This window comes from Paracoccus homiensis (assembly GCF_900111675.1).
Taxonomy (GTDB): Bacteria; Pseudomonadota; Alphaproteobacteria; order Rhodobacterales; family Rhodobacteraceae; genus Paracoccus; species Paracoccus homiensis.
In genome coordinates this window covers 321877-337810 of record NZ_FOHO01000002.1, presented here as the reverse complement: position 1 = coordinate 337810, position 15934 = coordinate 321877, and the positions used below count along the sequence as shown (strand labels likewise).

Here is a 15934-nt window from a genome sequence, read left to right as displayed (position 1 = left end):
ATGCGCGGGCTTGTTCTGACAGCGATGCTTCTGGGGGCCGGTGCGGCACAGGCGCAGGTCGCGGATCTGCGTTCCACGACGCAGTTCCGCGTCTGCGCCGACCCGGCCAATCTGCCCATGTCCTCCGATGACGGCAGCGGATTTGAGAACCTGCTAGCGCAGCAATTCGGGGAATGGCTTGATCTGCCGGTCAGCTATAGCTGGTTTCCGTCGGGAATGGGGTTCATTACCAAGACCTTGCGGGCAGGCACCTGCGATGTGGTGATGGGTTATGCTCAGGGGGACGAGTTGGTGCAGAACACCAACCACTACTACACCTCGGTCTATGGACTCGTGACCCGCCGCGACGGGCCCCTGGCGGGGGTAGACCATCTGGCCGACCCGGCGTTGCGGGGCCATCCCGTCGGGGTCGTGGCCGGAACGCCGCCCGCGACTGTGATGGCGCGGGCCGGGCTGGCCAAGGACATGCGCGGCGCCGATCTGTTCGTCGACCGGCGGGTCAAGGATCCGCTGGGCGGGTTTCTGGCCGGGTTGCGCGACGGGTCGCTGGATGCGGCGGTGCTGTGGGGCCCGCTGATCGGGCCGCGCATCAAGGATGATCCGGATCTGCAGTTCACGCCGCTACTGAAGGAAACGTCCGGGCCCAGGATGTTCTACCGCATCACCATGGGCGTCCGGCCTGGCGAACAGGAATGGAAGCGGCAGCTGAACAGCCTGATCCGCCGCCATCAGGACGAAATCCACGCCACGTTGCGACAGGCGGGTGTGCCCCTTGTCGATGATTACGGGAAGGAGATGTTGCCATGATCCGCTTTGCCGCCGCCATCTGGCTGGCCTGTGCCGGGGGTGTCGCCGCCCAGGTCGCCGAGCCTGAAGGTTTCCGGGGTGAACCATACCGCGCCCCCGTTCCCGACACGCTGGCCGGTGCGCAGGTCGTCAGCCCTGAGCAGGCGCTTGCCCTGCATGATCAGGGCGCGGCTTTTCTTGATGTGCTGCCGCGCAAGCGCCGCCCCGATGATCTGCCCAAGGACACGGTCTGGCGCGAACCGCAGCACATGACCATTCCGGGCGCCCTATGGCTGTGGGATACCGGCTATCAGGACCTTGCCCCGGCCGAACAGAGCCGTCTGGAAAACGGACTATCCAAGGCGACCGGCAACGACAAATCCGCGCCGCTGGTGATTTTCTGCCGTGCCGATTGCTGGATGAGCTGGAACGCCGCCAAGCGCGCGGTCGGGCTGGGATATCAGGCGGTGCACTGGTATCCGCAGGGCACCGATGGCTGGGAAACCGCGTTGGGCCGGGATCTGGTCACGGCCCAGCCTGTCGACCCGTAAACATACCGAAGGCGCGCGGGCCGGGCGGCAGGTCGATCTGCGCGCGGATGGACAGGCTGCCTGCGTCCAGAATGACGGCAGTATCGGAATCCCAGTTCGCCACGATCACGCCGCTGCCGTCGGGCAGGGGGGCGATGCCCTCGGGATAATCGCCGACCGGACGTTCTGTCAGGACGGTCCGCGTGGCCGGATCGAAGATCGTCACGCTGCCGGCATATTGGTTGGTGACAAAGCCGCGCCCGCCCGCGAAGGCGATGCCGTAAGGATGGCTGCCCGTGGCGATCTGCGCGATCAGTCGCCCGGCAACCGGATCGATCACCGACAACAGGTCGCTTTGAACATCGGCGCTGTACAGAACGCCTGCGTGAAAGGTGACCGCGAAGGGATGGTCACCCGCGGTGGCCACGCGATGCAACAGCTGGCCGTCAACGGCGCGAAAAATGGCGATGCTGTTGTCGTCGCGTTCGGCCACGGCGATCAGATCGCCAGCCTGATCGACGGCGACGCCTGCGGGCGCGGCTCCGGTATCGGATTGCCAGACCGGTTGCAGATCCGGCCCAAGCCGTGACAGGCGCCCCCTGAACCAGTCGGCCACATAGACCGCGCCCTGCGGCCCCGTTGCCAGCCCGAAGGCGCCCTGACCCAGGTCGCGCTGCTTCAGGATCTGCCCGGCACTGTCCAGGACCCAGAGACGGCCAGTATCGGCGGCAATCACATAGGCACGATCCGCTGCCGCGTCATAGGCGACGGGCGCGGGCGCGCCGGGCAGGGGGACCGTCGCCATGATGCCCGCCGTTTCAAGGTCGATGACGCTGACCGCATTCCCGTTCTGCGAGGTGACAAAGCCCAGATCCCGTGCCGGGGCCGCACCGGGCAGAAGCCCGGCGATCAGCGCCAGAACGGTCAGGCGCATCCGAGCTATTCGGCCTTGCCGAACTGCTGAACCAGACCCTGAAACCCGGCCTCGTAGACGGCGGTGACGGCGGCGATGGCAGCCTCGTCATTCAGGTTTTCCGGTGGATCGTTGTTTGGAAAGCCGCGATAGAAGCCCGCCTTCCAGATCACCTCGGCCTTGCCGTCCTTGTCGCGCACCTGCAAGGTCGAGGAATAATTGGTCACCGGCAGAACCTCGACCGCGACATCGGTGATCATGTATTTATACATCATCTTGTCGGGATTAAGGCCGATCAGCTGTTCGGTGATGGTCGGATCGCCCGATTCCGCCTTCAGATGCAGAATGCGCGTGGATTCGTCAGGCACGTCGGCAGGGGCGCCTTCGGGCGTGATCTCGGTCCGCGCGACGGCGGGGTGCCAGCCCATGTCGTCGAAATTACCGATGGCTTGCCAGACCTCTTCGGGGGTGGCGTCCAGAACCGCGCTTATCTGGACCTTCTGGCGCGACGGTCCATGCGCATGGGCCGCCCCCGCCAGGATCATGCCAAGACCCAGAACCCCACCGATCAAAGCTGATTTCATCATTCCCCCCGCGCAAAAGCCTTTGCCACCACCATGCCCGCGCCGGGCCGCCCGCGTCCATAAGACCTAGGGATTAGCCAAAAGTTCCCACGAAAACCGGGAAGAATAAACGGGTTGTCGGAATCGAATTGCGCGGTGAACATATCCGGGGGAGTTCGGAAATGTTCAAGGGAATCATGACATCCATGGTCGGCCTTGTTGCGCTGACCAGCCCGATTGTCGCACAGACCGCCGCCGATCCGGTTCTGATACCGGCGGCGGTGCTGCGGGTCGACCGGGAAGGTTTGCCACCGATCTCGCGGCTGGATCTGCCGCCCGACGATCTGGGTTTCGCGGGCGCGCGGCTGGCGATCGAGGATAACGACACCACCGGCCGCTTCATGGGCCAGGATTTCGACGCGACCGAGGTTGCGACCACGCCTGACGCTGCGATGGCCGATCTGGATCGGCTGCTGTCCGACGGGATCGCCTTTGTCGTGGTTCTGGCCGACGATCAGATGACGCTGGATCTGGCTGATCGGGCGGGCGATCGCGCATTGATCCTGAATGCCCTGGCACGCGGCGACCGGTTGCGCGGTGCCGATTGCCGGCTGAACACGATCCATGTCGCGCCCAGCCATGCGATGATGGCTGACGGGCTGACGCAATTCCTGATGTGGAAGAACTGGCCGCGCTGGTTCCTGATCGAAGGCAGTCACGGCGTCGATACCGATTTCGCCGACGCGCTGCGCCGCTCGGCCGTGAAATTCGGCGCCAAGATCGTCGAAGAGCGCGTCTATGAGGATACGGGCGGCGCAAGGCGCACGGATTCGGGCCATGTCCAAGTGCAAAAGCAGATGCCGGTTTTCACCCAGCGGGCGGCCGAACACGACGTGGTGGTCGCTGCCGATGAAACCGACGTCTTCGCCGCCTATCTGCCCTATCAGACATGGGAACCGCGGCCGGTTGCAGGCTCGGCCGGGCTGGTGCCGCGCAGCTGGCATCCCGCGATGGAGGCCTGGGGCGCAAGCCAGTTTCAGAACCGGTTCGAGGCGTTGGCCAACCGCCCCATGCGCGAAGAGGATTATCAGACCTGGCTAGCACTGCGCCTGATCGGCGAGGCAGCGACGCGCACCGGGTCCGGCGACGTGCAGACGCTGAAGGATTTCATGCTGTCGCAGGATTTCGAGGTCGCCGGTTTCAAGGGACAGAAGCTGACCATGCGCGACTGGGATCATCAGTTGCGCCAGCCGATCCTTTTGACCACCGGGCAGCTGATGATCTCGGTCAGTCCGCAGGAACAATATCTGCATCAGACCAGCCAGCTGGACACGCTGGGAACCGACCGCCCTGAAACGGAATGCGAGTTTGAAACGCCATGATGAAGCCGATCCTGACCTGCGCCCTGTGCCTGGCCGCCGCGCCCGCGATGGCGAACCGCGTGTTCGTCACCAATGAAAAGGGCAATGATGTCACCGTGCTGGACAGCGAAACCCTGGAGGTGATCGGCACCTATCCCGCCGGAAACCGTCCGCGCGGCATCACCATCAGTCCGGACGGGTCCGAACTGTATGTCTGCGCCTCGGATGATGATCTGGTGCGGGTGTTCGATCCCCAGACGATGGAGGAAACCCACACCCTGCCGTCGGGGCCGGACCCCGAGCTGTTCGTGCTGCATCCGTCGGGGAACCCGCTGTACATCGCGAATGAGGACGACAACCTTGTCACCGTTGTCGACACCGAAACCCACAAGGTTCTGGCCGAGATTCCGGTCGGTGTCGAACCCGAGGGGATGGGCGTCAGCCCGGATGGCAAGACCGTCATCAACACCTCGGAAACGACGAATATGGCGCATTTCATCGACAGCGAAAGCTTTGAAATCTATGCGAATGTCCTGGTCGATTCGCGCCCGCGTTTTGCCGAATACAACCATGACGGATCAAAGCTGTATGTCAGTTCGGAAATCGGCGGCACGGTCAGCGTAATCGACCCCGCCAGCCAGCAGATCACCCACAAGATCGAATTCGAGATCCCCGGCGTTCTGCCCGAGGCGATCCAGCCCGTCGGCGTGCGCGTTACCGCGGATGGCAAGAAGGTGTTCGTCGCGCTGGGGCCGGCGAACCGGGTGGCCGTTGTTGATGGCGAAACCGATGAGGTTCGCGATTACCTGCTGGTCGGACAGCGTGTCTGGCAGATGGGCTTCACGCCGGATGAATCCATGCTGTTCACCACCAACGGCAATTCGAACGACGTCTCGGTCATCGATGTCGAGGCGGAAAAGGTGATCAAATCGGTGCAGGTCGGCCAACAGCCCTGGGGCGTGGTCGTGGCGCCGGACTGATCGAAACTTTGGGAGGGATGAATATGACGCGATTTCTGGCGATACTGATGATGCTGGCGGGACTTGGCGGTCCGGCCATGGCACAGGACAGCGCAAATGACGACACCGCATCCGAGGCGCAGGCCGATATGGCCGCCCAAGAGGATGACGACGATGATGATGATGACGAAGAAGAGGCGGACGGCGAGGCCAGCACGACCTATGACGCCAAGGGCAAGTTCGATTACGGCTTCTCGGGCTTGCTGGCGCGCGACAATCGCAGCGATCTGGCACCGCTGACCCTTGCCGCCGGACAGCCGGTTGCGGGCGGGGAATACACGCTGAAATCAGGTGGCTACTACCGGATCGACATCAATGCCGACGGCAGTCAGGAACTGGCTTTGTCGGGGGGCGATTTCTTCCGCGCCGTCTGGGTCAATGAAATCGTGATCAACGATATTGAGATCCGGCCCATGGGCGTCCACAGCTTTGAGTTCGACGATGCGGGCACCGCCACCATGAGCTTTATCGCCGTTGTTCCGGGGCGCCATACCCTGTCGATCCCGGGATCGTCGGGGGAAACGCAACAGGCCGTGTTCAATATTCAGTAATGTCATCTGCCGCGCTGGACATCACCGATCTCAGTCATCAGTTCGGGCGCAGACGCGCCTTGGATCAGGTGTCGCTGGTGGTTCCGCGCGGCAATTTCACCGCGCTTCTTGGGGTCAATGGCGCGGGCAAGACCACGCTGTTTTCCCTGATCACGCGGCTTTACGACAACCGTTCCGGCAGGATCCGGGTCGCCGGTCACGATCTGCGCCAGAACCCGGCGCAGGCGCTGGCGCGGTTGGGCGTCGTCTTTCAAAGCCGCGCGCTGGACGCCGATCTGACGGTGCGGCAGAACCTGTCCTATCACGCCAGCCTTCACGGCATCGGACGGCATCAGGCCAAGGGGCGCATCGCCCAGGTTCTGGATCAGGTCGGCCTGTCGCAACGTGCAGGCGACAGGATCACCGCGCTGTCCGGCGGTCAGCAGCGGCGTGCGGAAATCGCCCGCGCCCTGATCCATCGTCCCGACATCCTGCTGCTGGACGAGGCGACCGTCGGTCTGGATGTGAAATCGCGGGCCGAGGTGCTGGCCCTGACCCGTGCGCTGATTGCCGATCACGGGGTATCGGTCCTGTGGGCGACGCATATCATGGATGAGATCCATCCGTCCGACGATCTGGTGATCCTGCACGAGGGTCGCGTGCTGCGGCAGGGGCGGGCGGGCGATATCGCGGGGCAGGCCGGGCTGACCCGGACCTTCCTGGACCTGACCGGGGTTTCGGCATGACCGATCGCGCCTTTCCGCCGCGCGCCTGGCTGACGGCGTTTCTGGGGATCGCGCGGCGCGAGACATTGCGCTTTGTCAACCAAAGGGGTCGGTTTCTGGCGGCGCTGGTCCGGCCCCTGGTGTGGCTGTTCATCTTTGCCGCCGGGTTTCGGGCGGTTCTGGGCCTGTCGATCACGCCGCCCTATCAGACCTATGTTCTCTACGAGGTCTATGTCACACCCGGCCTGTGCGCGATGATTCAGCTGTTCAACGGCATGCAATCCTCGCTGTCGATGGTCCATGACCGCGAAACCGGGGCGATGCGGACATTGCTGGTCAGCCCGTTCCCGCGCTGGTTCCTGTTGGCCAGCAAGCTTGTCGCAGGCGTTCTGGTGTCGATCATTCAGGTTTACACCTTCCTTGCGATCGCGTGGTTCTGGGATGTGCAGCCGCCGATCTGGGGCTATCTGGCGGTGCTGCCGGCGCTGATCCTGTCGGGGATGATGCTGGGGGCGATGGGGCTTTTCCTGTCATCGGCCATTCGCCAGCTGGAGAATTTTGCCGGGGTGATGAACTTTGTGATCTTCCCGATGTTCTTTGCCTCATCGGCGCTGTACCCGCTGTGGCGGATGCGTGAAAGTTCGACCCTGCTGCACGATATCTGCGCGGTGAACCCCTTTACCCATGCGGTCGAACTGATCCGCTTTGCCCTGTATCTTCAGGTGAACTGGCTGTCGCTTGGGGTGGTCCTGGGCTGTCTGGCGCTGTTTTTCGGCGGCGCGGTCTTCATGTATGATCCGTCAAAGGGCCTGCTGGCCCGCAGAAGGGGAAAGCCGTGATGCGTTACCTGATCCTGCTTGCGATGCTGGGCATCGGCCCGGCCCATGCCGCCGAGGGCACCGATCCGACATGGCCCTGCATCCAGCGCAAACAGCCGCATCTGTCGCTGGGACAGATGTGGGCCGGGCCGGTGCCGGATCAGGCGATCCGCGATCTGTCGCGTCAGCCGCGGATCGCGGAACTGGCCGCGCGCCTGGAACAGCGCCGCCTGCCGATCGAGCAGGCCGAGCAGGACATCGCGGCCTTTGCCGATGACGCCGACGCGCCGGATCTGACGGCGCTGATGGTCGCGGTGTTCGACCGCATCGAACCGGATCGCAGCGCCTTGATCGACGGGATTGCACGCTATGGCCAGCAGCAGGTGCGATTGTCACGGACGATTCAGGACCGCCGCGACAGGATGGCGCAGATGCAGCAGGCGGAGGAACCCGATTTCGATGCGATCGACGCCGAGGAAAAGGCACTGGACTGGGATCAGCGCATCTTCACCGAACGCCAGCAATCCTTGACCTATGTTTGCGAAACGCCCGTCATTCTGGAACAGCGGGCCTTTGCCCTGGCCCGCGCGATTTCCAGCCATCTGCCGTAAGGGCGGCGTCATGTGTGCCATTTACGTTCAATAACACTGCCCAAAAGAACAGGTTGGAACAGGTGTGTTCAGGGCGTAGATCACCCGTGTAGCGAGTTGTTTTGTAATATTGTCCGATGGCCGTTTTGCACCGATCCCAAGGTGCGGGGCTGCTTGCCGGGATGCCTTGCCCTTGCGGGGAACGGGCATCCCGGTTTGTTCACGGCCGCGATGCCGGACCTGTCACCGATCCGACCGGGTTCCGGGGTCAGCGTGGCGATTTGACGAAGGCCGGAATCGCCGTGCCGCTGGTCACGCCCGACAGGAACACATCCGCCGTGTCCAGCGCTTCGCGGATGGTGACGTCCATATCCAGATAGCGATAGGTGCCCAGACGCCCGACGAAGGTCACGCCCGGCGTCGCTTCGGCCTTGGCGATATAGTCTTCCAGCAGGGCTTTTTCCTCGACCAGTCGGATCGGGTAATAGGGGATGTCGTCGGGCCCGCATTCGCGGCTGTATTCGCGATAACAGACACTGCCCTCGTGGCTTTCCCAGGGGCTGAAATGCTTGTGCTCGGTGATGCGGGTATAGGGAACGTCGCGGTCGCCATAATTCATCACCGCACAGCCCTGGTAATCGCCCTGATGGGTGAACCGTTCGAAATCCAGCGTGCGATAGCCCAGACGGCCCAGTTCATAGCCGAAATAGCCATCCAGGGGGCCAGACCAGAACACATGGTCCACATCGGCGGCCATGTCGGGACTGTAGGTCGTGTTCAACTCGACGGTGATGCCGGGGTGGTCCAGAATCGCCTGGATCATCGGGGTGTAGCCGTCCTTGGGCATGCCCTGGAAACGGTGGAAGAAGTAGTTGTCGTCATAGTTGAAGCGCACAGGCAACCGCTTCAGGATCGAGGCGGGCAGCGCGGTCGGCGAACAGCCCCATTGCTTTTCGGTATAGCCCTTGAAGAAGGCCTCGTAGAGGTCGCGACCGACAAAGCGCATCGCCTGTTCTTCGAAGTTCTGCGGGTCCTCGATGGTCAGATCCGCCTGTTCGGCGATGAAGTCGCGGGCCTCGTCGGGACGCATCGTCTTGCCGAAGAACTGGTTGATGGTCAGCAGGTTCACCGGCAGTGAATAGACAGCCCCCTGAGTCGTCGATTTGACCCGGTTCTGGAACGGCATGAATTCGGTGAAGCCGTTCACATAGGTCCAGACCTCTTCGTCGTCGGTGTGAAAGATATGCGGCCCGTAGACATGCATCATCACATCGGTTTCGGGGTCGCGGCGGGTATAGCAGTTGCCCCCGATATGATCGCGGGCGTCGATGATCCGGCATTCATGCCCGGCCTCGGCCAGCTTGCGTCCGATTACCGCGCCCGAAAGCCCCGCACCAACCAATAGAATCTTCATCTTCGGCCTGTCCCTTGTCACCGCGGCCTGCGCCGCCTTTTCTGGCGCTGCTTACTTTCTGGCGGTTGGGGGGAACAAGGAAAACTTGGTCGATTCGTCTGGTTTCAGGGCATTTCCGCCGATTTTACCACCTGATCATGCGCCCGTGCCACCCGACCGCGCAATCCGTCGCGCAGGGCAAGGTTCAGCATGCGGCGAAAGACCGGGGCGTCATCACCGTAATCGCGCGCCTTGCGCCGCCATTTGACCACCAGCAGCGGCACCAGCGGCCAGAACCACGGTCCCGCAGCCACGCGATAGGCGATCAGCGCGTTGCGATACATGTAATAGACCTTCCACAGCGGGCGCAGCACCACGCCGCCCGCAGCCTGCCGCGCCTCGGTGTCATGTTCAAAGCGGATCGCCGGGGCAAAGCCGATGCGCAGACCCTTGCGGCGCATCTGAAGGGTGTAAAGCTGATCGTCGCCATAGACGAACAGCCGCCCGTCGGGATAGCCCGCCACCTGAACCGCGCGGCGCGACAGGAACAGCCCGACAAAGGACGACATGTCGACTTCGATCATCGGTGCGTCGGGTGCGTAGGCCGGGTCTTGCAGGTGAAATCCGTGCCGCCCCTTGCCGGAAAGGGTGCGCAGAAACTCGGCCCCGCGCCAGAACGGGTTGCGATAGGGGCGGTTCATCTCGCAGATTTCGCCCGCCGGGGTCAGCACCGCCGCGCCGACCGCGTCCCAGCCGGACCAGTCCCGGCTGCGAAAGGCCGCGATCGTGCCCGTCGCCGGACGCCCGTCATCATCCATCAGGATCACCCAATCGGGGTCCAGATCCTGCATGACCCGCCGCAACCCCAGATCGAATCCCCCCGCGCCGCCACTATTCGTCCCGTGCCGATGATGGATCAGGCGCGGGTCGTCCTGTGCCGCCAGCCAAGCGTCGGTGCCGTCGGTTGAGGCATTGTTGAAGACCAGCACATGATCGACCGGTTCCGACAGCAGGCGTTGCACCGTCTGTTGCAGCTTTTCCAGACGGTTGTAGGTCACGACCAGCGCCGCGATGCGAAGACCGGGGACAGGGGGGGCAGAAGGGTTTTCCATGACGTTCTCTTGGGCAATCCGCGGGCGACAGGCAAGGGGCCGGGACGGGACGGCAGACCTTTGCGTTCAAATACTGGTCACGCGGGGATGACGCTGCTAGGACTCGCGCCGATGCTCATTTGCAACGAGGGCCAATCCAATGGCTTATGAAACGATCATGGTGGAAGTCGAAGACGAGGTCGCTTTGATCCGTCTGAACCGCCCCGAGGCGCTGAATGCGCTGAATTCCACCCTTCTGACCGAATTGGGCGAGGCCCTGACCGAAGCCGACCGCAACGACAAGATTCGCTGCATCGTGCTGACCGGCAGTGAAAAGGCCTTTGCCGCCGGTGCCGACATCAAGGAGATGGCCGAGAAAAGCTATGTCGATGTCTATACCGAAGACCTGTTCGGTGCCTCGATCGAGCCGATGATGCGTCTGCGCAAGCCGATCATCGCCGCCGTCAGCGGCTATGCCCTGGGCGGCGGTTGCGAACTGGCGATGATGTGCGACTTCATCATCTGCGCCGAGAACGCCAAGTTCGGCCAGCCCGAAATCAATCTGGGCGTCGTTGCCGGGATCGGCGGCACCCAGCGTCTGACCCGCTTTGTCGGCAAGGCCAAGGCGATGGACATGAACCTGACCGGCCGTTTCATGGATGCCGCCGAGGCCGAACGCTCGGGTCTGGTCAGCCGCGTCGTGCCGACCCCGAAACTGATCCCCGAGGCGCTGTCGGCCGCCCGCAAGATCGCCGAGAAATCGACCGTTGCCACCCGCACGGTCAAGGAATCGGTCAACCGTGCCTATGAAACGACCCTGCGCGAAGGCCTGTTGTTCGAGCGCCGCGCGTTCCATGCGCTGTTCGCGACCGAGGACCAGAAGGAAGGCATGGCCGCGTTCCTTGAAAAACGCGAAGCCCAGTTCCGCGATCGCTGATAAGGGGTTTCCTTTTTCGGAATGATCCCGTATAGGCCCACGCTTACATGCGCGTGGGCCCGCTTTGGCAAGAATCATGATCGTCTTTTTCGAAAGGCGTGGGTGGGTCTTTTGCGCGATTGAAACGCTTGAAAGACCGTAAGGACCCAAGATCATGGCAAATACGCCCCAGTCCAAGAAACGCGCCCGTCAGGTTCTGCGTCGTACCGACGTGAACAAGGCCCGCCGCTCGCGCATCCGCACCTATCTGCGCAAAGTCGAAGAAGCCATTGCATCGGGCAACGCCGATGCGGCCCGCGACGCGCTGAAATCGGCTCAGCCCGAACTGATGCGTGGCGTCACCAAGGGTGTCTACCACAAGAATACTGCAGCGCGGAAAATCTCGCGCCTGTCGTCGCGCGTGAAGGCGCTGACGGCGAAGTGATTCCACACCCCTTCGGGGGGCGGAAATTCCAATGATACGGCCCGCTAAGGGCAGGTATTGAACAGGCGGGTGCGGGCTGCGGCCCTGCACCCGTCTGTCATTTGTGCGTGTGCAGAATTTCTTAAGAAATCGTTTGATTTGAACGCGTTCAGGAAATTCGCTTATGAGTCAAAGGCCTCGCAGATTCGTTCGATGCCTTTGCCTGTCAAGCGCATAGTTCGGTTGCGCGAAACTCGCGGCTGTTGCTAGTTTCAGCCTTGCGATTCACGTCGCTCTCTTGGGGGACAGGACGCGCCAGGGGCCGGTCATTTTCAGACCTGTCGTAAGCAAGCGTCCGGGTGATGTTGGGGGTTTCTCTTCCACCCTTGGGTTCATGGCCGCCGGCTGCCACCGGTTGTCAGCTGGGCCCGTGTCTTGAATTTTCTGCGGGCTGGCGCCCAGACATGCGATTCCCTGCGGGAGTCGCAGGGCATGCCTGTTGACGATCGCCAAGAGGGACGCGTCGCGCAAAAAGCTTGTCGGGGTCACCGGCAGGGATTGGGGACAGTATGAAAGTCGGGGCGACATGACGATGGAAGATATTTGGGGACAGGCATGCACGAAGCTGGAACAGGCGGTCGGTCCGAATAACTTCAACCACTGGATCAAACCTCTGCGCCTGACCGCGCTGGAGGATGGCGTGGCACGCTTTGCCAGCCCGACGCGGTTCATCTCGGATTGGGTGAATCGCCACTTTGCCAATGAAATCATGGTCGAGCTGTCGCGCCTTGGGCCGCAGGTCGATCGTCTGCGCTTCGAGATCGCGCCGAAGGGCGGCGTCGCCCCCGTGGCGGCCGAAGGTGACGCGGTTGCCACGACCGCGCCCGCAGCCTCGCAGCCCGCGGCCCGTCCCGTCAGCGCCGCGAAATCGGATCTGGGTGCCCCGCTGGATCCGCGCTTCACCTTCAGCAATTTCGTCGTCGGCAAGCCGAACGAACTGGCCCATGCCGCCGCCCGTCGCGTCGCCGAGGGCGGGCCCGTCGGTTTCAACCCGCTGTTTCTTTACGGCGGCGTCGGTCTGGGCAAGACCCACCTGATGCACGCCATCGCCCATGATTATCAGACCCGTCACCCGATGGCGCAGGTTCTGTATCTGTCAGCGGAACAGTTCATGTACCGTTTCGTCCAGGCGCTGCGCGAAAGCACCATCATGGATTTCAAGGGCATGTTCCGGAACGTGAACATGCTGATGGTCGATGACGTGCAGTTCATCGCCGGCAAGGACAGCACGCAGGAAGAATTCTTCCACACGTTCAATGCCCTGGTCGATCAGGGCAAGCAGATCGTCATTTCCGCCGACCGGGCCCCCGCCGAGATCAAGGGTCTTGAGGAGCGCATCAAGTCGCGCCTGTCCTGCGGCCTGATCGTCGATCTGCACCCGACCACCTATGAGCTGCGCCTTGGGATCCTGCAGTCCAAGACCGAATCCTTCCGCCGCCAGCAGCCCGACCTGGAAATCGGCCACGGCGTTCTGGAATTTCTGGCCCATCGCATCACCACGAACGTCCGCGTTCTGGAAGGTGCGTTGCAGCGCCTGTTTGCCCATGCCAGCCTGCTGCGCCGCGAAATCACGCTGGAGGTCGCGCAGGAATGCCTGGCCGACATCCTGCGCACCAATGATCGCAAGATCAGCATCGACGATATCCAGCGCAAGGTCGCCGAGCATTACAACATCCGTCTGGCCGACATGATGGGCCCCAAGCGTGCGCGCAATGTCGCCCGCCCGCGCCAGATCGCGATGTATCTGTCGAAACAGCTGACCAGCCGCTCGCTGCCCGAGATCGGCCGCCGCTTTGGCGGGCGCGATCACACCACCATCATGCATGGCGTTCGCAAGATCGAGGAACTGTCGACCGAGGATACCAGCCTGGCCGAGGATATCGCCATGTTGAAGCGTCTTCTGGAAGCCTGATCAGGCGGTTGAACGAAAACCTTGTGACTGCCTGATCGCGCGGTTACTAATCGGGTCCGACGGACGGGCCCGAGCGGCCATAGGGACAGGGAAAAGCGATGAAATTCTCGATCGAGCGTGCCGTTCTGGTCAAAGCCGTATCGCAGGCCCAATCGGTGGTCGAACGCCGCAACACCATTCCGATTCTGGCCAATGTGCTGATCGAAGCCACGCCGGATGGCGTCAGCTTCCGCGCGACTGATCTGGATACCGAGGTTGTGGACCGCGCCCCCGCGCAGGTGGAACGGCCCGGCGCGACCACGGTCAGCGCGGTGATGCTGAACGAAATCGCGCGCAAGCTGCCCGATGGCGCGCTGGTGCAGATCACCTCGGACGATGCATCGGGGCGGCTGAACGTGCAGGCCGGACGCTCGAACTTTAATCTGGCGACCTTGCCGCGCGAAGATTTCCCGGTCATGGCCTCGACCGAATACAGCGCGAATTTCAGCGCACCCGCCAAGGTTTTGCGCCGCCTGTTCGACAAGTCGAAATTCGCCATTTCGACCGAAGAGACGCGCTATTACCTGAATGGCGTCTATATGCATGTCGCCAGTTCCGAGGATGGGCCGGTCCTGCGCTGCGTGGCGACCGACGGACACCGGTTGGCGCGGATCGACGCGCCCCTGCCAGGTGGCGCCGATGACATGCCGGGCGTGATCGTGCCGCGCAAGACCGTGGCCGAGCTGCGCAAGCTCCTGGATGATGACGAAGCCGATATCGCGGTGTCCGTCAGCGAGACGAAGATCCGCTTTGCGACGCCGACGATCACGCTGACATCGAAGGTCATCGACGGCACCTTCCCGGATTATTCGCGGGTGATCCCCGCCAACAACACCCGGCAGCTGGAGGTCGACGCGACCGATTTCGCCCGCGCGGTGGACCGCGTGGCCACGGTCAGCAGCGAACGGTCGCGCGCGGTCAAGCTGGCGCTGGATGCCGATCGCCTGATCCTGTCGGTGAATGCCCCCGATGCCGGCGCCGCCGAGGAAGAATTGATCGTTGCCTATGCCGATGAGGCGCTGGAGATCGGTTTCAACGCGAAATACCTTCAGGAAATCGCCAGCCAGGTTGACCGCGACAACGCGGTGTTCCTGTTCAACGGGTCGGGCGATGCGGCGCTGATCCGCGAAGGCAGCGATACCAGCGCCGTCTATGTCGTCATGCCGATGCGCGTGTGACGCTGCACCGGCTGTCGCTGGCGCAGTTTCGGTCATGGCCGCGTCTGGATCTGCGGCTGGATGATCGCCCGCTTGCCATTTTCGGGCCGAACGGGTCGGGCAAGACGAATATTCTGGAAGCCGTCTCGATGCTGGCGCCGGGTCGCGGATTGCGTGCGGCCGCGGCACCGGATCAGGCGCGGCAGGGTCCCGATGCGGGCTGGCGTATCCGCGCCGAGATCGGTGAGTCCGGCGTCGAAACCACGGCCGCGCCGGGTCAGACCCGCATCGTGCAGATCGATGACAAGCAGGTGCCACAGACCGCGTTGGCGCGGCTGTTGCGCGTGATCTGGCTGGTGCCCTCGATGGATCGGCTTTGGTCCGATCCGCCCGAGACCCGCCGCCGTTTTCTGGATCGCCTGACGCTGAGCCTGTTTCCCGACCATGCCGATCTGTCGCTTGGCTATGAAAAGGCGATGCGCGAACGCAACCGGCTGCTGAAGGATCAGGTGGCTGATCCGGGCTGGTATCGGGCGCTGGAATCGCGAATGGCGCAGGCGGGCGCGGCGCTGACCGCGAACCGCTTGCAGGCCATTGATCGGATCCAGACGGCGCAGGGCGGGGATTTCCCTGCCGCGCGGCTTTCGCTGTTGGCTGGCGAAGGCCATGCCGATGACGCAGAGGCCGACAGCATTGCCGCGCGCCTTGCCCGGATGCGTCCGCGCGACCTGGCGGCGGGGCGCAGCCTGACCGGCCCGCATCGCGCCGATCTGGGCGCAAGCTGGGGCCCGCAGGACATGCCCGCGGCGCTGTCGTCGACCGGTGAACAAAAGGCGCTGTTGCTGTCGTTGATCCTTGCCAATGCGCGCGCCCTGTCGTCCGAGCATGTCGTCCTGCTGATGGATGAGGTGGCGGCCCATCTGGACGCCGACCGCCGCGCGGCGCTGTATGACCAGATCGTCGCGCTGCCCGCCCAGACGCTGCTGACCGGCACCGGGGCCGAGCTGTTCGACGCCTTCGGAACGCGGTCGCGCAGGCTGGTCGTGGCCAAGGAAGACGGGCGTTCCACCGCCCGGGAACGGGACTAGGCCGGACCCGGGCGCGGCT

At 63.2% G+C, this 15934-nt stretch carries 17 protein-coding genes; 13 read left to right on the top strand and 4 right to left on the bottom strand.

All coding sequences use genetic code 11. From position 1 onward, the window contains the following. Both BMX67_RS03990 and BMX67_RS03985 read left to right on the top strand, forming a co-directional pair. The gene (locus BMX67_RS03990) at window positions 1-807 is read left to right on the top strand and encodes a quinoprotein dehydrogenase-associated putative ABC transporter substrate-binding protein (protein ID WP_090732665.1); all 807 of its coding nucleotides are present in this window, start codon (window positions 1-3) and stop codon (window positions 805-807) included. Continuing rightward, window positions 804-1337 carry a PQQ-dependent catabolism-associated CXXCW motif protein gene (locus tag BMX67_RS03985; protein WP_090732663.1) on the top strand — a complete coding sequence of 178 codons (534 nt, stop codon included), beginning with the start codon at window positions 804-806 and terminating at the stop codon, window positions 1335-1337. Before BMX67_RS03990 ends, BMX67_RS03985 begins: the two co-directional genes overlap by 4 nt. Here BMX67_RS03985 and BMX67_RS03980 read toward each other — a convergent pair. Further along, window positions 1312-2250: a YncE family protein gene (locus BMX67_RS03980; RefSeq protein WP_090732662.1), complete on the bottom strand. Its 939-nt coding sequence runs from the start codon at window positions 2248-2250 to the stop codon at window positions 1312-1314. The two genes, BMX67_RS03985 and BMX67_RS03980, sit on opposite strands and share 26 nt — an antisense overlap. Before the next feature lie 5 nt (window positions 2251-2255). Continuing rightward, window positions 2256-2813 (bottom strand): SRPBCC family protein, encoded by a 558-nt coding sequence (locus BMX67_RS03975; RefSeq protein WP_342707894.1) that lies wholly within the window; start codon window positions 2811-2813, stop codon window positions 2256-2258. Between the two features lie 176 nt (window positions 2814-2989). On the opposite strand from BMX67_RS03975, the gene BMX67_RS03970 reads away from it, so the two are divergent. The 6 genes from BMX67_RS03970 to BMX67_RS03945 are packed head-to-tail and all read left to right on the top strand — an operon-like array spanning window position 2990 to window position 7856. Further along, window positions 2990-4174 (top strand): ABC transporter substrate-binding protein, encoded by a 1185-nt coding sequence (locus BMX67_RS03970; RefSeq protein WP_245739164.1) that lies wholly within the window; start codon window positions 2990-2992, stop codon window positions 4172-4174. Continuing rightward, window positions 4171-5133 carry a YVTN family beta-propeller repeat protein gene (locus BMX67_RS03965; RefSeq protein ID WP_090732659.1) on the top strand — a complete coding sequence of 321 codons (963 nt, stop codon included), beginning with the start codon at window positions 4171-4173 and terminating at the stop codon, window positions 5131-5133. Before BMX67_RS03970 ends, BMX67_RS03965 begins: the two co-directional genes overlap by 4 nt. Before the next feature lie 23 nt (window positions 5134-5156). After that, complete coding sequence (locus BMX67_RS03960) at window positions 5157-5723, top strand: cupredoxin domain-containing protein (RefSeq protein WP_090732891.1); 567 nt, start codon at window positions 5157-5159, stop codon at window positions 5721-5723. Then, window positions 5723-6448 carry an ABC transporter ATP-binding protein gene (locus BMX67_RS03955; RefSeq protein WP_090732657.1) on the top strand — a complete coding sequence of 242 codons (726 nt, stop codon included), beginning with the start codon at window positions 5723-5725 and terminating at the stop codon, window positions 6446-6448. Before BMX67_RS03960 ends, BMX67_RS03955 begins: the two co-directional genes overlap by 1 nt. Further along, on the top strand, window positions 6445-7266 hold the full coding sequence (locus BMX67_RS03950) for an ABC transporter permease (RefSeq protein ID WP_090732656.1): 822 nt from the start codon (window positions 6445-6447) through the stop codon (window positions 7264-7266). Before BMX67_RS03955 ends, BMX67_RS03950 begins: the two co-directional genes overlap by 4 nt. Next, window positions 7266-7856 (top strand): hypothetical protein, encoded by a 591-nt coding sequence (locus BMX67_RS03945; protein WP_090732655.1) that lies wholly within the window; start codon window positions 7266-7268, stop codon window positions 7854-7856. Before BMX67_RS03950 ends, BMX67_RS03945 begins: the two co-directional genes overlap by 1 nt. A gap of 247 nt (window positions 7857-8103) precedes the next feature. On the opposite strand, the gene glf is transcribed toward BMX67_RS03945, so the two are convergent. Further along, entirely contained in the window at window positions 8104-9249 is a 1146-nt protein-coding gene (gene glf / locus BMX67_RS03940; RefSeq protein WP_090732653.1) for a UDP-galactopyranose mutase, read from the bottom strand. 104 nt (window positions 9250-9353) lie between these two features. Next, window positions 9354-10340, bottom strand: coding sequence for a glycosyltransferase (locus BMX67_RS03935; RefSeq protein ID WP_090732652.1), 987 nt, complete (start codon window positions 10338-10340; stop codon window positions 9354-9356). A gap of 139 nt (window positions 10341-10479) precedes the next feature. On the opposite strand from BMX67_RS03935, the gene BMX67_RS03930 reads away from it, so the two are divergent. The 5 genes from BMX67_RS03930 to recF all read left to right on the top strand — a co-directional run bounded on the left by BMX67_RS03930 (window position 10480) and on the right by recF (window position 15915). Further along, entirely contained in the window at window positions 10480-11256 is a 777-nt protein-coding gene (locus BMX67_RS03930; RefSeq protein ID WP_090732651.1) for an enoyl-CoA hydratase, read from the top strand. A 154-nt stretch (window positions 11257-11410) separates the two neighbouring features. Then, window positions 11411-11680 (top strand): 30S ribosomal protein S20, encoded by a 270-nt coding sequence (gene rpsT, locus BMX67_RS03925; protein WP_090732649.1) that lies wholly within the window; start codon window positions 11411-11413, stop codon window positions 11678-11680. Window positions 11681-12245: 565 nt separating this feature from the next. Beyond that, window positions 12246-13631: a chromosomal replication initiator protein DnaA gene (dnaA, locus tag BMX67_RS03920; protein WP_090732889.1), complete on the top strand. Its 1386-nt coding sequence runs from the start codon at window positions 12246-12248 to the stop codon at window positions 13629-13631. Between the two features lie 98 nt (window positions 13632-13729). Then, the gene (dnaN, locus tag BMX67_RS03915) at window positions 13730-14848 is read left to right on the top strand and encodes a DNA polymerase III subunit beta (protein ID WP_090732647.1); all 1119 of its coding nucleotides are present in this window, start codon (window positions 13730-13732) and stop codon (window positions 14846-14848) included. Then, on the top strand, window positions 14845-15915 hold the full coding sequence (recF, locus tag BMX67_RS03910; RefSeq protein ID WP_090732646.1) for a DNA replication/repair protein RecF: 1071 nt from the start codon (window positions 14845-14847) through the stop codon (window positions 15913-15915). The genes dnaN and recF overlap by 4 nt, the downstream gene beginning before the upstream one ends. Window positions 15916-15934 lie beyond the last annotated feature (19 nt).

Excerpts from the sequence above, each read along its gene's own strand:
- BMX67_RS03990 (WP_090732665.1), top strand. The coding sequence starts at position 1 with ATGCGCGGGCTTGTTCTGACAGCGATGCTTCTGGGGGCCGGTGCGGCA.
- BMX67_RS03985 (WP_090732663.1), top strand. The coding sequence starts at position 804 with ATGATCCGCTTTGCCGCCGCCATCTGGCTGGCCTGTGCCGGGGGTGTC.
- BMX67_RS03980 (WP_090732662.1), bottom strand. The coding sequence starts at position 2,250 with ATGCGCCTGACCGTTCTGGCGCTGATCGCCGGGCTTCTGCCCGGTGCG.
- BMX67_RS03975 (WP_342707894.1), bottom strand. The coding sequence starts at position 2,813 with ATGAAATCAGCTTTGATCGGTGGGGTTCTGGGTCTTGGCATGATCCTG.
- BMX67_RS03970 (WP_245739164.1), top strand. The coding sequence starts at position 2,990 with ATGACATCCATGGTCGGCCTTGTTGCGCTGACCAGCCCGATTGTCGCA.
- BMX67_RS03965 (WP_090732659.1), top strand. The coding sequence starts at position 4,171 with ATGATGAAGCCGATCCTGACCTGCGCCCTGTGCCTGGCCGCCGCGCCC.
- BMX67_RS03960 (WP_090732891.1), top strand. The coding sequence starts at position 5,157 with ATGACGCGATTTCTGGCGATACTGATGATGCTGGCGGGACTTGGCGGT.
- BMX67_RS03955 (WP_090732657.1), top strand. The coding sequence starts at position 5,723 with ATGTCATCTGCCGCGCTGGACATCACCGATCTCAGTCATCAGTTCGGG.
- BMX67_RS03950 (WP_090732656.1), top strand. The coding sequence starts at position 6,445 with ATGACCGATCGCGCCTTTCCGCCGCGCGCCTGGCTGACGGCGTTTCTG.
- BMX67_RS03945 (WP_090732655.1), top strand. The coding sequence starts at position 7,266 with ATGCGTTACCTGATCCTGCTTGCGATGCTGGGCATCGGCCCGGCCCAT.
- glf (WP_090732653.1), bottom strand. The coding sequence starts at position 9,249 with ATGAAGATTCTATTGGTTGGTGCGGGGCTTTCGGGCGCGGTAATCGGA.
- BMX67_RS03935 (WP_090732652.1), bottom strand. The coding sequence starts at position 10,340 with ATGGAAAACCCTTCTGCCCCCCCTGTCCCCGGTCTTCGCATCGCGGCG.
- BMX67_RS03930 (WP_090732651.1), top strand. The coding sequence starts at position 10,480 with ATGGCTTATGAAACGATCATGGTGGAAGTCGAAGACGAGGTCGCTTTG.
- rpsT (WP_090732649.1), top strand. The coding sequence starts at position 11,411 with ATGGCAAATACGCCCCAGTCCAAGAAACGCGCCCGTCAGGTTCTGCGT.
- dnaA (WP_090732889.1), top strand. The coding sequence starts at position 12,246 with ATGACGATGGAAGATATTTGGGGACAGGCATGCACGAAGCTGGAACAG.
- dnaN (WP_090732647.1), top strand. The coding sequence starts at position 13,730 with ATGAAATTCTCGATCGAGCGTGCCGTTCTGGTCAAAGCCGTATCGCAG.